The sequence below is a fragment of the Lachnospiraceae bacterium JLR.KK002 genome (assembly GCA_036941025.1).
Lineage (GTDB): Bacteria > Bacillota > Clostridia > Lachnospirales > Lachnospiraceae > Petralouisia.
Map to the genome: position 1 here is coordinate 2571425 of JAYMNP010000001.1, position 13724 is coordinate 2585148.

Annotated in this window: 14 protein-coding genes and 3 pseudogenes; 2 read left to right on the forward strand and 15 right to left on the reverse strand. The window is 42.0% G+C overall.

The genetic code is table 11. The annotated features are described in order from the left end of the window. Positions 1-140: 140 nt before the first annotated feature. Positions 141-1124, forward strand: a complete 984-nt coding sequence (locus VSQ32_12465; GenBank protein MEH2943657.1) for a DHH family phosphoesterase — start codon at positions 141-143, stop codon at positions 1122-1124. 485 nt (positions 1125-1609) lie between these two features. Here the strand turns inward: VSQ32_12465 and VSQ32_12470 are convergent, their stop codons facing one another. The 3 genes from VSQ32_12470 to tig all read right to left on the reverse strand — a co-directional run bounded on the left by VSQ32_12470 (position 1610) and on the right by tig (position 4636). Then, the gene (locus VSQ32_12470; protein MEH2943658.1) at positions 1610-1846 is read right to left on the reverse strand and encodes a LysR family transcriptional regulator substrate-binding protein; all 237 of its coding nucleotides are present in this window, start codon (positions 1844-1846) and stop codon (positions 1610-1612) included. 31 nt (positions 1847-1877) lie between these two features. After that, on the reverse strand, positions 1878-3269 hold the full coding sequence (gene asnS, locus VSQ32_12475) for an asparagine--tRNA ligase (GenBank protein ID MEH2943659.1): 1392 nt from the start codon (positions 3267-3269) through the stop codon (positions 1878-1880). A gap of 77 nt (positions 3270-3346) precedes the next feature. Continuing rightward, positions 3347-4636, reverse strand: a complete 1290-nt coding sequence (tig, locus tag VSQ32_12480) for a trigger factor (protein ID MEH2943660.1) — start codon at positions 4634-4636, stop codon at positions 3347-3349. A 301-nt stretch (positions 4637-4937) separates the two neighbouring features. Between tig and VSQ32_12485 the strand changes: the two genes are divergently transcribed. Continuing rightward, positions 4938-6170, forward strand: a complete 1233-nt coding sequence (locus tag VSQ32_12485) for an MFS transporter (protein MEH2943661.1) — start codon at positions 4938-4940, stop codon at positions 6168-6170. Between the two features lie 87 nt (positions 6171-6257). On the opposite strand, the pseudogene VSQ32_12490 reads toward VSQ32_12485, so the two are convergent. From VSQ32_12490 to VSQ32_12545, 12 genes and pseudogenes are all read right to left on the reverse strand, one after another. Further along, positions 6258-6467, reverse strand: a pseudogene (locus VSQ32_12490) (sigma-70 family RNA polymerase sigma factor). Between the two features lie 11 nt (positions 6468-6478). Continuing rightward, complete coding sequence (locus VSQ32_12495; protein MEH2943662.1) at positions 6479-7897, reverse strand: HAMP domain-containing sensor histidine kinase; 1419 nt, start codon at positions 7895-7897, stop codon at positions 6479-6481. Then, positions 7885-8550 carry a response regulator transcription factor gene (locus VSQ32_12500; protein ID MEH2943663.1) on the reverse strand — a complete coding sequence of 222 codons (666 nt, stop codon included), beginning with the start codon at positions 8548-8550 and terminating at the stop codon, positions 7885-7887. The genes VSQ32_12495 and VSQ32_12500 overlap by 13 nt, the downstream gene beginning before the upstream one ends. Before the next feature lie 18 nt (positions 8551-8568). Further along, entirely contained in the window at positions 8569-8931 is a 363-nt protein-coding gene (locus VSQ32_12505) for a NisI/SpaI family lantibiotic immunity lipoprotein (protein MEH2943664.1), read from the reverse strand. After that, a complete protein-coding gene (locus VSQ32_12510) occupies positions 8924-9667 on the reverse strand; it encodes a lantibiotic immunity ABC transporter MutG family permease subunit (GenBank protein ID MEH2943665.1) in 744 nt (247 codons plus the stop codon). The genes VSQ32_12505 and VSQ32_12510 overlap by 8 nt, the downstream gene beginning before the upstream one ends. Next, positions 9667-10416, reverse strand: a complete 750-nt coding sequence (locus VSQ32_12515; GenBank protein MEH2943666.1) for a lantibiotic immunity ABC transporter MutE/EpiE family permease subunit — start codon at positions 10414-10416, stop codon at positions 9667-9669. The genes VSQ32_12510 and VSQ32_12515 overlap by 1 nt, the downstream gene beginning before the upstream one ends. Further along, positions 10416-11120, reverse strand: a complete 705-nt coding sequence (locus VSQ32_12520) for a lantibiotic protection ABC transporter ATP-binding protein (GenBank protein MEH2943667.1) — start codon at positions 11118-11120, stop codon at positions 10416-10418. Before VSQ32_12520 ends, VSQ32_12515 begins: the two co-directional genes overlap by 1 nt. A 148-nt stretch (positions 11121-11268) precedes the next feature. Next, positions 11269-11400: pseudogene (locus VSQ32_12525) on the reverse strand (helix-turn-helix domain-containing protein). 125 nt (positions 11401-11525) lie between these two features. Next, complete coding sequence (locus VSQ32_12530; protein ID MEH2943668.1) at positions 11526-11900, reverse strand: TnpV protein; 375 nt, start codon at positions 11898-11900, stop codon at positions 11526-11528. A 56-nt stretch (positions 11901-11956) separates the two neighbouring features. Next, positions 11957-12415: pseudogene (locus VSQ32_12535) on the reverse strand (DDE-type integrase/transposase/recombinase). Positions 12416-12464: 49 nt separating this feature from the next. Further along, positions 12465-13373: an IS3 family transposase gene (locus VSQ32_12540; protein MEH2943669.1), complete on the reverse strand. Its 909-nt coding sequence runs from the start codon at positions 13371-13373 to the stop codon at positions 12465-12467. Continuing rightward, positions 13370-13708 carry a transposase gene (locus VSQ32_12545; GenBank protein MEH2943670.1) on the reverse strand — a complete coding sequence of 113 codons (339 nt, stop codon included), beginning with the start codon at positions 13706-13708 and terminating at the stop codon, positions 13370-13372. The genes VSQ32_12540 and VSQ32_12545 overlap by 4 nt, the downstream gene beginning before the upstream one ends. Between the last annotated feature and the right edge of the window lie 16 nt (positions 13709-13724).

The following is a 13724-nucleotide window of genomic DNA, read 5'->3' on the forward strand; positions in this document are numbered from 1 at the left end:
CTTTTTCAAGAAAATATAGTATAATATCGGCTGATATTATACGCGCCCCCGTGCGCATCTGTAACCATGCCTGGGATTGCTTTGCAATCCTGGTATAATATCGGCTGATATTATACCATATTTCAGAAAGGGAGTTTTCCATGAATCCGTTAGAATTAGCAGATATTTTGAGAAATCACACTGTATTTATACAGACTCATAATTTTCCGGACCCGGACGCCATTTCCAGTGCTTTCGGCCTGCAGCAGTTTCTGGCTTATCACAAGATACCCGCAACCTTATGTTACGACGGGAAAATCGACCGTCTCAGCGCAAAAAAAATGTTAGATACTTTTGGGATTACCATGTTTTCCAAAGACGTGCTTTCTGATATGGAGGAAGATGACCTGATTGTCCTGGTGGATTCCCAGAAAATGAACAGTAACGTAACAGACCTGATTGGGGACGAAGTGGCGTGCATTGACCACCATCCCATTTTCTTCCAATATGATTATCTGTATCAGGATATTCAGAAAGTGGGCGCCTGCGCCTCCATCATTGCTTCTTATTATAAAAATACAGACACTCCCATTTCACCGGAATGTGCTGCTGCCCTGGCTTACGGTATTAAGATGGATACTGCTGATTTCACCCGCGGAACCTCCGCACTGGACACGGAAATGCTGTCTTTTCTGTTTCCCCATGCCAGATGGGAACTGGTAACCAGTATGTATTCCAACACCATGGAATTTGATGATTTGCGGGCATATGGAGCAGCCATCCAGAATATACAGATTTTCGGAGGTACAGGCTTTGCCTATATTCCCTTCAATTGCGCCCAGGCTCTGATTGCCATTATTTCTGATTTTATCCTGTCTCTGGATGTGGTGGACATTGCAATTATCTACGCCATGCAGACAGACGGCATTCGTTTTTCCGTGCGCTGTGAGCAGAACCGGATTCATGCGGGGAACCTGATTTCCCAGGTTCTGCGGCCCTTTGGAAGCGGCGGCGGACATCCCTCCATGGCAGGCGGAATGATTCCTGCAGCCAGCACACATTTACTGGGAGAAGATATACACACTTCCATTCAGGATGCTTTTCTGCATACCATCGAGAAAATGGAACAGGAGCTGCCGCATTAACGATTAAACAGGAGAATATGAATTGATATGTTATAATGCTTATGTTGTCCAGACAGGCATGACAAAAGCAACAAATATCCTGGTGGACGCTTTACCACTACAAGAAAGAATCCTGCTTTGCAGGATTCTCCGCCTGCGGCGGGTCGCTTTGCGACAGATTTCATACCCGCCGCAGTGCGATAAGAGCTTTTTTATTCTATAGGAAAGATACTTTCACACGTTAGCGTGACAAGGTCTTTCCTAATAGAATAAAAAGAAAAGAAGAATCCCTCGACTGTACGCCACTACAGTCGGGGGATTCGTTCTTTGCCTGCATGGAATTCTCCACATTTCTTTGCCTGTTGGCATTATAGCATATGCAAATTTAAATTACAAGATACATTTCTTTTTCACTAAACAAAAATTTACCCGTAAAATGAACTTTTAAATTCCATGCCGGGAATGATTGCCTGTAAAATACGGTGCAAAATTATCGTTGGGTTCCCCTATGGGAAGAATGCCAGATCTTTTGGAGTAATTCTTTCTTTTTCTGCCAGAGGCGAATCTTTCCGCAGCAAAACGCCCCATGTCTCTTTCAGGGGCATTCGCAGGAAATGGTATCTGTCAATCTCCACCGGTTCCAGCAAAAGCCCCATATCCAGAGCGCCGCTTTCCAGCCGTTCTTTCACATCATCTGCAATAGCCGTATAAATACGAAGACTGATATAAGTATTGTAATACACGAAGTTCCATTATCATTTGCCAGACCGGGGCCTACAGTTCACAGTTTTTCACTGTTCTGGGGAAGGGTACCACATCCCGGATGTTTGTCATGCCTGTCAGATACATGACGCAGCGCTCAAATCCAAGGCCGAAGCCTGCATGTCTTGCCGTACCGTATTTCCGCAAGTCCAGATAGAAATCGTAATCTTCCTGGTTCAGACCCAGTTCTTCCATACGCTGGCAGAGCCTGTCATAGTCGTCCTCTCTCTGGCTGCCGCCGATAATCTCTCCGATTCCAGGCACCAGGCAGTCCACTGCCGCAACGGTCTTTCCGTCGGGATTCAGTTTCATATAAAATGCCTTAATCTCTTTGGGATAATCTGTCACAAATACCGGACGCTGAAATACCTCTTCCGTCAGATACCGCTCATGCTCCGTCTGCAAGTCTGCGCCCCAGGATACTTTGTATTCAAAATTCTCATTATTTTTCTCCAGAATTTCCACAGCTTCTGTGTAAGTTACATGGGCAAAATCAGAATTTACCACATGATTCAGGCGCTCCAGCAGCCCCTTGTCCACAAAACTGTTAAAGAACTGCATTTCTTCCGGCGCATGTTCCAGCACATAACTGATAATATATTTCAGCATACTTTCCGCCAGAACCATATCATCCTCCAGATCTGCAAAAGCAATTTCCGGCTCAATCATCCAGAATTCCGCCGCATGTCTGGTGGTGTTTGAATTTTCCGCCCGGAATGTGGGGCCGAAGGTATAAATATTTTTAAATGCCATGGCATAGGTTTCCCCGTTTAACTGGCCGCTTACCGTAAGATTGGTGGACTTGCCGAAAAAGTCCTGGGTAAAATCCGGAGCTCCGTTCTCATCTTTCGGAATATCATTCAAATCCAGCGTGGTCACCTGGAACATCTCTCCTGCTCCTTCACAGTCGCTTCCGGTAATCAGCGGCGTATGCACATACACGAAATCCCTTTCCTGGAAAAATTTATGGATGGCATAGGCTATCAGCGAACGCACCCGGAATACGGCCTCAAAGGTATTGGTTCGGGGGCGCAGATGAGAAATGGTTCTCAGATATTCAAAACTGTGGCGTTTTTTCTGCAGGGGATAATCCGGCGTGGACTGGCCTTCCACCTGCACTTCCTCCGCCTGAATTTCAAATGGCTGTTTGGCCTGGGGTGTGGCGACCAGCTTCCCTTTTACAATAATGGCCGCCCCCACATTCAATTTCTCCACCTCTGCAAAATTAGGAAGTCCGTCGTGATATACAACCTGCAGAGGTTCAAAAAAAGTTCCGTCATTTACTACAATAAAGCCAAAATTTTTGGAACTGCGGATACTTCTCACCCATCCGCCGATGGTTACCTCCTGTTCCAGAAATGCTTCTTTCCTCCGGTAGAGATCTCTGATGTTTGTCATGTTCAGTTTCATAGCTCTTCTCCTTTTTTACCTATTCCTCAGAAGTGTCTTACTTCTGTTGATTCTTCCTCCTGGAATTCCTCCTATGACGCAGGTGTTTCTCCCTCCTGAGTTTCCCCGTCTGACGCAGGTGTTTCTCCCTCCTGAGTTTCCCCGTCTGACGCAGGTGTTTCTCCCTCCTGAGTTTCCCCGTCTGACGCAGGTGTTTCTCCCTCCTGGGACTGTTCACTGTAGGTAATATTCGCCTGCTCTATTACCATATTTAATACCTGCTCATTTTCATAAATACTTTTGATATATTCTTCACCATACTGCTCTACCAGTGCTTCCTCACTGGCATATCCGTACTCTTCCACAACGCTCTTTTTATATGCTTCATATTCTTTTTCTTCTGTTTCCACATGTTCCTTTCCGGCAATAGCCTCCAGTATCAGATCTCCTTCCAGGCTCTCAGCCATAAGCTGTTTCACCTGTTCATTGAAGGCCTCTTCCGTGGTACCTGTCGCCTGCAGATAATCCTCCAGCTTCATACCGTAACTGGTTGACATATTGTTTTCAAACCGCTCCATATATTCTTCGATTTTCTGCTCCAGAAGTCCCTCCGGGAATCCGTTCACTTTACAGACTTCCCTCAGTTTCTGAAGAACTGCCGCCTGAGTTTCCACCTTTTTTCGGGATTCATTGTCCTGCTCCATCTGCTCTCTGACGCCCTTTTCAAATTCTTCCACATTGTTATACCCCTGGGAGGACATATTTTCTGCCACAAAAGCATCATCCATCTGATCATAGATCATATCTGTTTTGCTGACAATCTTATTCACCGTTACATGGAATACAACCTCCTGCCCTGCCAGCTCCTCATTCTGGTAATCCTCCGGAAACGTCAGGTTAAGGTCTGTTTTTTCTCCCACTTTTTTCCCAATCAGCCCCTCTTCAAATCCATCAATAAAACTGTTGGAACCGATTTCCAGTACGGCGCCTTCTGCGGTTCCGCCGTTAAAGGCCTCTCCGTCTTTGATCCCTTCATAGTCAATGTTGACAAAATCTCCGTCTTCCACCGTATCCTTATCCAGATCTTCGTACACCGGATAAGAGGTCAGGATGGATTCAATGCGGCTTTTTACATCCTCATCCTTCACCTCATAAGTGCCAAGGCTTACTTCCAGTCCTTTGTACTCTCCCAGTTCCACATAATCATCCACATTGTATTCTATGGACGCTTTCTCTTTTTCTGAATCGTCCTTTTCCTCTGTCTTTTCTGTTTTTTCCGTGCTTTCTTTTTTCCCGCCTGTGTTCTTATTTCCTGTCCCACAGCCGCCCAGCAATGTCACCGCACATACCGTGCACAGTAATAACATCAGTTTTTTCTTCATAAAATATAACCCTTCTTTCTGAATATAAAATTCTGAAACCAGTGTGTTTTTCCGCTTTTTACCCTGCCTGAGCAGGCTGTCAGAAGCGGTTTTATTCAATAATTATAAAGAATAGCACATTTTCCTGAAAATGAAAAGGTTTCCATATGACAAAACACAAATAAATCACATTCTTTTGTTCCCATCCTTTAAAATGTATGATAAAATTTTATCCTGATCTGGTATCATTCAACGTTGAATGATATTTGTAAGGAAAGGAATGCTGATTATGCTGCAGGGTAATCAGGAATGTGTGTGAAGAATGAATCATAAGTACGGAAGGTTAAGTAATAATTTTAAACGGATTTTTCTTACGGACAATTTATCTTTTATTATGAATAAAGTGTTACTGTTTGCGATGCCTCTATGGATTATGGAGGTTACAGGCTCAGCAGTTATGTTATCCTTATACAATTCATCTATCGTCTTGACCAGTGTGCTCGTATCACCAGTGTCCGGAATTTTTTCAGACAGAATGAATAAGATAAAAATTATTAAATCAGGAAATATTCTGAAATTGCTTTCGGTTTTCCTCATTTTTTTACTGTTTCAGGAACCGGAAACGAATGTATATCTGATTATTGGTGTTTTTTTACTTCGTTATCTTTGTATTTCAGTGATTAATCCAAGTACCAGCTCACTGATTGTTCATATTGTTGATAAAAAGGAAATAGAGAATGCAGTTTATATTCAACAGCTGACCACGCAGGTTTTGCAGATTTTGTCACCTGCAATTGCCGGAATGCTTGTGTCCATGTTAAGTTATCGAAACATTTATCTGACAGACATTGTGGTGATAATTATTGTTCTGTGCCTGCTGTCAGGATTCAGTTATGAATCTGACAGTCAAAATGTTCAGAAAAAAGAAGAAAAAAATTCTTTCATTAAAAAGGAATTGTTAAAAAAACATTCCGCAGGAAAGGCCATTCCTGTTTTTCTGTTATGCGCCTCTGTTATCAATGTGCTTGGTTCTGCTATGGTACTTTCCATGCAGGTGTATATGGTGAATGATAAAATCAATAAAGCACTGGCAGGAATTTTATTTGCAGCTTCTCCAGCAGGCGGAATTATTGGAAGCCTTTTGGCGAAAAAGATTGGTTTGCAGAAATTTCACGTATATCATTCTATGTTTTTTGTATCACTTATGGGGATTTTTAATGTTGTCATGGGAATATTTGCGCATTTCCATCAGGTTTACTATTTTATCGCAGCTTATTTTATTTCCGGAATCTTTTTCGGATTAAGCAATGTACAGTTTGGGATATTTTATAAAAAATATATTCCAAAAGAAATACAGGGCCGATTCTTTGGATTTTTAAATTCAATTTTGTTGATTGCCACCCCGGCTGGAAATTTAATCAATGGTTTTTTCATTGAAGTAATGAATGTGTCTGCCTCTATCCTGCTGTTGGGAGGCTTAACCTGTATATCAGGTTTGCTGTTTGCGGGAATTACGAAAAAGATGTTTCACGGAACAGAAGAAATGTTTTTGTAATGGATAAATATGGATTAGACAGTTGTTTTTGAAATTAAAAAATGAATAGCAGCTTTGAGAATTGCAGCATTTGATATGATACCTCTAAAGGGTATGCTTGTCCACTGTAAGCAATGCCTGATACAGCTTCTCGTTCTCAATCTCGTCCAGTAAGTCCGCAACGGTGTTCGGCTCTGCCTGCTGTTCAGTGTCTGCCACTCCCTCAAGGTATTCGCCGAAGTCGCTCGCCCATCGATAAACCTCGGCTTCTTTCCAGATGCGCCATTTTCTGTCCTCACGCCCGTGGTTATATGCCATTCCCCGATATGCTATGTATAAGTCAAATCTGCGTTGCATGAGCAGACGGATAACTGCCCGAAAAAATCCTGATATGGAATTTTTATTATAACCTCTGCACCGCCTGTTTTATCGGAATTTTTAAGAGTAAGTTCCCCGTTGTGCTGCTTTACAATGCTGTTTGTGATATAAAGCCCCATGCCAAAGTGCATATTAGAGCTTCGGCTGTTGTCGCCCATAAAAAACTGCTCCCTTGCATGGTGCAAATCCTCATTTGTAAAACCAGTTCCCTCATCTGTTATAATAACTTGCAGAAAGTTTTCTTTCCTCTGCGTTTCCACATATATTGTTCCTCTTTGCGGGGAGTATTCTAAGGCATTATTGACAACATTCATAATTGCCCGTTCCAACAACAATTTATCCGCTTCAAAACATCCCATATCTGTTTCCATGCTTAAGCGAATTTCCTTTGTAACACATAACGCACTTGCCTGTGCTTCAATTTGTTCCATATAATCCGCTATATCAATTTTCTCTACTTGAAGCTGATAGCCTGTGACTGTACGGGATATATCAATCAAAGTCTTTATATATACTTGTATCTGTTCCGAACTTTCCGTAATATACCCTGCATATAATCGTTGCTCATCGTCAAGTTCCGTTTCATTCATTAAATCTATATTCCCCTGGATAACAGTTAAAGGTGTTTTTACATCATGAGCAAGTGCGGCTATTTGTTCCCTTTGTGATTGCTCTGCTTTCCATTGTTGTTCTAAAGATAATTTTAAGCTGTCCTTCATTTCTGAAATAGAGTTCAATACCGCATTGTATTCACTGATTTCAGAGCTTTCTACCTCAAAGTCAAGATTTTGCTTCTGTATTTGTTCTGTTGCCATAATCAACGGAGATAACTGAATTTTCAGTTTTCGGGAATATCGTATTGTCAGACAAACGCAAACCGCTATGCAATTTACCCCTATCAACAGCAATAATAATATTTCGGGAGCAGGCAAATGTTTCTGCATCCAGTCATTTTTATATTGCGAACCCACATAATATTTCAGTACGCAATATTCTGTTTCCCTCGGTATGAATTGGTATTGTGTCCTGCTTGTAGGGTCACTGTTTTCTCCAGTTTTTGCAAATTCCAACGCCTTTTCCTGCTCCGTTGTATCCATGTTTGTATAGAGAACATTATAATCTTCATCAAGTATCAGATATTCACAATAGGAAGGGATTGCAACCTTTGTAATATCTGGTGCAGCCGCAATTATCGGCGATATTTCCTGTACGGAATGTTCCGCATTATTAGCATAAGTCACATACCCTGCACTTGAAGCAAATGCAAGGAGCAAAAAAGGAACTGCCGCCGATAAGAGCAATCCTAATATGAGAATAATTAAGAATTTCCAGAAAATCATTTGCAATGAAGTCCGTTTTATCCTTCCCATCTATATCCTACCCCCCAGACTGTGTTAATCGGAGTAACACCATATCCTGCCAACTTACTGCGAATATTCTTTATATGTGTTGCAATCGTTGAATTGTCGCTGTTACCATCAAATCCAAAAACAGCTTCATAAATCTGCTCTCTTGTAAATACCTGCCCTCTATTTCTGGCTAAATACTCACAAATTTCATACTCGCTTTTGGTTAGGTCAACTTTCTTGCCTTTCATAAAAAGTTCCTTTGAAGATAAATCAAACTTGATTTCCTGTTCAAATCCTAATGTATTATGGTGCTCCCGTCTTTCCCGACGCAGGTGGGCAGTAACACGGGCTCGTAATTCACCTATTCGGAAAGGCTTAGTAATATAATCATCAGCACCTATTCCTAATCCGTAGATAATGTCTGTTTCCATTACTTTTGCTGTGAGAAATAGAATAGGGCAGTCTACAATTCCTCGGATTTTTTTGCAAAACATAAATCCGTCAACATCTGGCATCATAATATCTAACAAAATCAAATCATAATTTTTTAAAGTATTTATTGTAACATCTGCCGCGCTTTCGCATACAGTAACGATATGTCCATCCTTTTCCAAGCTATTCTTAACTAAGTCAAGAATGGCTTTCTCATCATCAATTACTAACAATCGTGCCAACTCAAAGCACCTCCTTTATCAATCTGCTAATTCCGCAATATAGTACTTCTCATTGATGTTTACCGCAATATCTGTTGTTTCATCAATATTATAAACATATCCATATCGCAATTTATTTCCCTCAACCGTTGTAATGTTTTGAGAAACCTGCCCGATTTCTTCCTCTAACTCTGAATATGAGATTGTCTTTTCAGTAATGATATATGTCTTATTGTCAAAACTTATCTCGTTATAATCAGCAACATTCAGTTCGTATTTGGGCAGAGTGTCATTCAACATATTATTCTTATCCGCCGTGTCTGATATTCTGTTATTGCAACCCATAAAAAAGATGGTTAAAGTTATCAGACATACGCATAGCAATCGGAATTTTTTAATCATTTTCTTTCCCTCCATCCCATAGTCTAATCCACATAATGCTAACAGCGAATAGCACAAGTATGGCTACGATATTTATTATAATTCCAACATAGAAGGTACTGCAACTCTGCAAATAAGCATCCTTGTTCGTAGTCGCAAGAAGCCAGAAATCCATAAACCGAACGCTCCATGCCCACGGAATATACTGCCAGCATACATCTCCTAAACCTGTGAGCATAATCGCAGATAGTAAGCTGCCCGCAATTCCAAGCCCCATAGAAGCACTTTTACCAAATATAAAAGCACACAAAAAATGTATTTGGTATATAGGTGTAGAAGATAAAAGCAGAAGCCCTATAACCTGCACATATCCGCTTATAGAAGTAAACGGAAACATAAGGGCAAAACTGCCGACTGCAAGTGTATAAAATAGCAAAGAATTTATCAGCAGAAAACATAGTTCCCCTATATAAATGTGCGTTCTTGAAGAAACAGTACTAAGTATAAATTGATAATGACCTGCCTGACTTTCCCGCTGGGCAATAATTCCCACAATAATTCCAACTAGAAAAGGATATATTATGCCCAGCATTTCAAAGAAAGCACTTATTTTAAGTGTTCTGTTCCAACTCGAAATATGAAAATAGCCTGCAAATGCCAAAGCAAGTATAAGAGGCACGATTATATAAATAACATTCAACATAGAACGCTTTGCTTTTAGATAATCTGCTCTGACACATCTTAATACTGTTCCCATTATCTTACCTCCTGCCGTGAAAATCCTTTTGCACCAAGCCTTATTAAAGCTGAAAATAGTATTACAGAAAGCAGCAATGCTAAAATAACCATAACCAATGATACTGGCAAATTTCCTGCTTCTTCAGAAACAGGCACTCCATTTGGCAAAATACCGATTGTTGGAACCATTAAGCGTGGCATCCAACTATACGGACAAAAAATCCAGTATTTTGTGTTTGCAAATATTACGCCCAAGGCTGAGCCTATTCCTGCGTTTATTACAACCGTCGCAAATGCACCAATCTTTTTCGACAGCCACAAACATATTGGAATTTCCCACATAGAAGCTACGATAATACAAAAAATACCTGCCGCAGCTTGAAATAGCGATATACTAATTGGGATTTCATAAATAAAGTAAACCGCTATACCGCCAAGCATATTCAACCCTAAAAAAATGAAATTCGCTATAATATCCAAAATCAATATGACGATTGCTTTTGCAATCCACGCATTTTTAAGTTTTATAGGCAGCGGGATAAGACTTCTGTATTTCAGCTTTCCGCCATCCCGTTGTTCACACATCGTGCAAAGCAAAGTGAGAAATCCAGGGAAAAGCAAAACATACCACCAGTTAAATGCGTTTTGCTGATACCACATTGGCGCAAACACATTCATAAGCAGGGTAATAACAGGGGCGAGAATAACGAGTTTTATTGCAAAAGTCCGTTTGTGCTTTATCCATTCGGAAGATACATATTCTTTCATCACATTACCTCCCTGCTTTCTTCAACGACCTTAAGAAACAATTCCTCAAGGTTTTCGCTATGCTGCATTTTACCTTCATATCCAAGCCTGCCGTTTGCAATGATACCTATGTCATCTGCAATAAGCTGCACTTCTGAAAGAATGTGGCTTGACAATATAACCGTTATTCCTCTTTGTGGAAATAGACGGATTAAGTTTCGTAGCTCTCCGATTCCAATCGGGTCTAATCCATTTGTCGGCTCATCGAGAATTAGTAAAGACGGATTGTTTAGCAATGCAACCGCAATGCCTAACCGCTGTTTCATTCCCATTGAAAATTGTCCTGCCTTTTTCTTTCCTGTGTTTTGTAAATCCACAAGCTCCAACACTTCATTGATACGCTGCTCTGGCAACCCCAACAAAATAGTCCTTACTTTTAAATTTTCATACGCCGTCAAGTTTTCATATAACGGGGGATTTTCTATCAAAGCTCCGATATGCATTAAATCCTGTCTGCTCCATGAGTGATTGGCAAATTCAATCGTACCCTTGGTAGGATGAAGCATACCTGTTACCATCTTTAAGATTGTAGATTTTCCTGCTCCATTCGGACCTAATAATCCGTATACGCTATTTTCCCGTACATGAATTGACACATCTGTTACAGCGGAATGTTTTCCAAAGCTCTTGCAAAGATTTGTTGTTTTCAATATGAAATCCATAATGTTTCATTTCCTTTCTTGATTTTGATACATAAAGGGTACTGCACATTTTTGAAGATTTCATAAAGATAAGGAGCCTTTTTAAAATCCTGATTAACGCCCGCCATATCAGTATAGGGTAAACAAGAAAAGCTAATTTTGCTTTAATGTTTATTGGCATGAGCCATACCCGATTGATGTTCAATACGCCCTCAATCCGATTTTCCTTACAGAGCCTTTGTACCCGCCTTGCCGATATTCCCCAAAGCTCCGCTGCTTCCTGTGCCGTCACATACTCAAACATTTCTGTCCTCCTCAAATTGTACTGTATCTACCATAGCCGTTTAAACGAACTGTATCAATTCATAAAACATGAATTTTTATCTTCCGACAAGAAAAGCGACAGAGCCTTACTCCGCCGCCAATTTATTATGCGTAAATTATTTCTTTCTCAACAATCTCCCTCGCACAAGCCCTTACGTTATTAAGGCGTTGTACCCATTCTAAGGCATTTTCTTCCTTTAGGCGTTCCGTTATGCCCTGTGCCTGTTTCATGCCCTCTATGAGCTGTTCAAAGCGTTCCTGCGCCTGCCTGTCAATGTCGGCAAGGTAAGCGTTGAGTTTGCCGCTTGTGAGAAGATTGGTGTATGTAACCCTGCGGTACTGCTTCAGATAATCCAGATGCCACTGTCCCCATGTGCCTATCGGCTGTTCTTCTTCGGCGGGTACATTTAAGCACAGTATTAAGTAATCTCCTTGCCGCTCGTATCTGCCGCCCAGTTCCTCAAAAATCGTCTTTGCCATTGTCTGTTACCTCCACATTCTTTTTATTTTGAATGTCCGCAAAATCCGTCCTACATCTCAGTATCATAGCGGTCATATAACAGTTCTGATTTCATTCTGGCCCACATGCTTTCACAGCGGGCATTATCATGGCATCTTCCACCCGCGCTGTTCATGCTTTGTCGGATGCCATATTGATTGATTGCGTCCCGATAAAGCCGGCTGGTGTACTGGCTTCCCCTGTCACTGTGGATAATTGCTCCGCGGATGCCTGGATACGCTTCCGCCGCGTTTTTCAATGTCCGCACACATAACGGAGCTTTCATGTTTGTATCCATTGCCAGGCCAACCACGCTGGAATCGAAGCAGTCGAAAACAGCGGAAACATACAGCTTTCCATCGCTGGCTTTGATCTCTGTTATGTCTGTTACGCACTTGGACAGCGGTTCCTCTGACTTGAAATCACGTTTTAACAGATCTTCTGATTTCCGGGCTTCCCGGTCTGCTTTCGTGATTCCGTTTGGTTTACGCCTGGGATGATTTTGTCAAGATTAGTTGACACATTTTCCTCAAGGATTTTGTATCCTATGCTGCTTCTTTCAGGGAATCATAGTATCGCTGCCGTTTTATCATGGGAGGAAGGCCTCCATTAGAGGAACAGATCCTCCGGTTATTCCAATAGCTGATGAAATATCTCCAGATCAGGGTTTTCAGTTCATCCGTGCTCATCTTCTCTGTATCGTAACGGTCATAGAGTAGTTCAGATTTCATTCTGGCCCACATGCTCTCGCAGCGGGCGTTATCATGGCATCTGCCGCCTGCACTGTTCATGCTCTGCCGTATGCCATACTTCCGGATTACATCCCGGTAAAGCTGGCTCGTGTACTGGCTTCCCCTGTCACTGTGGATAATTGCCCCATGGATGTCCGGATATGTCTTCGCCGCGTTTTCCAGTGTCCGCGCACATAATGGAGCTTTCATATTAGTATCCATCGCCAGTCCAACCACGCTGGAATCGAAGCAGTCAAAAACAGCCGAAACATACAGCTTTCCATCGCTGGCTTTGATCTCTGTTATGTCTGTTACACACTTGACCAGCGGCTTCTCTGACTTAAAATCACGTTTTAACAGATCTTCTGATTTCCGGGCTTGCCGATCCGCTTTCGTGATTCCGTTTGGTTTGCGCCTGGGATGGTGGCTGATGCCGATATCCTCCATGACACGGTAAACAGTACGTTCGCTGGGAATATCCACATTTTCAGGCTGTTTTAACATTAATGCCTGATACATACGGATCCGGCCGTAGGTGTCATTACAATCATCTTCCTCAAGGATTTCCATCATGGCGTCTGCCAGGGGCTGATACTTCCATGGGCGGTCTTTATTTGCAAGGTACTGGTAGAATCCCTGCCTGCTGACATGAAGGGTTCTACAGTAAAAGAAGATATCCCCTTTTAATTTGCCGTCTTTGGTTTTAAGAGCAATGAACTTCATTCTTTCGTTTTTGCTGACCTCAGACGGCTCGCGGCGAAAAAAGCGCTGGCTTCCTCCAGAAAGTCATTTTCCTTCTTCAAACGGCGGATTTCTTTTTCCTGTTCCTTAACCAGCTGGCGGAGCTGAAGAAGTTCCTGGTTAAGGGTCATGGCGCTTTGCGGAGTTTGTGAACCTGCCCCAAGGTCGAGGCTGCCAGGGCGGTTGGCCCGTACCCAGCCATACATGGTATTCTTTGGAACCCCCAGTTCTTTAGCGGCCTTTGCTTGTCCGATTTCCTTTGCCAGTTTCACTGCCTGTACTTTGTATTCATGGTCGTATTGCCTGTTTTCTGCCATTTTTGTTCACTCCTTA

Excerpts from the sequence above, each read along its gene's own strand:
- VSQ32_12465 (MEH2943657.1), top strand. The coding sequence starts at position 141 with ATGAATCCGTTAGAATTAGCAGATATTTTGAGAAATCACACTGTATTT.
- tig (MEH2943660.1), bottom strand. The coding sequence starts at position 4,636 with ATGAAGAAAAAACTGATGTTATTACTGTGCACGGTATGTGCGGTGACA.
- VSQ32_12485 (MEH2943661.1), top strand. The coding sequence starts at position 4,938 with ATGAATCATAAGTACGGAAGGTTAAGTAATAATTTTAAACGGATTTTT.
- VSQ32_12495 (MEH2943662.1), bottom strand. The coding sequence starts at position 7,897 with ATGGGAAGGATAAAACGGACTTCATTGCAAATGATTTTCTGGAAATTC.
- VSQ32_12505 (MEH2943664.1), bottom strand. The coding sequence starts at position 8,931 with ATGATTAAAAAATTCCGATTGCTATGCGTATGTCTGATAACTTTAACC.
- VSQ32_12510 (MEH2943665.1), bottom strand. The coding sequence starts at position 9,667 with ATGGGAACAGTATTAAGATGTGTCAGAGCAGATTATCTAAAAGCAAAG.
- VSQ32_12515 (MEH2943666.1), bottom strand. The coding sequence starts at position 10,416 with ATGAAAGAATATGTATCTTCCGAATGGATAAAGCACAAACGGACTTTT.
- VSQ32_12530 (MEH2943668.1), bottom strand. The coding sequence starts at position 11,900 with ATGGCAAAGACGATTTTTGAGGAACTGGGCGGCAGATACGAGCGGCAA.
- VSQ32_12540 (MEH2943669.1), bottom strand. The coding sequence starts at position 13,373 with ATGAAGTTCATTGCTCTTAAAACCAAAGACGGCAAATTAAAAGGGGAT.
- VSQ32_12545 (MEH2943670.1), bottom strand. The coding sequence starts at position 13,708 with ATGGCAGAAAACAGGCAATACGACCATGAATACAAAGTACAGGCAGTG.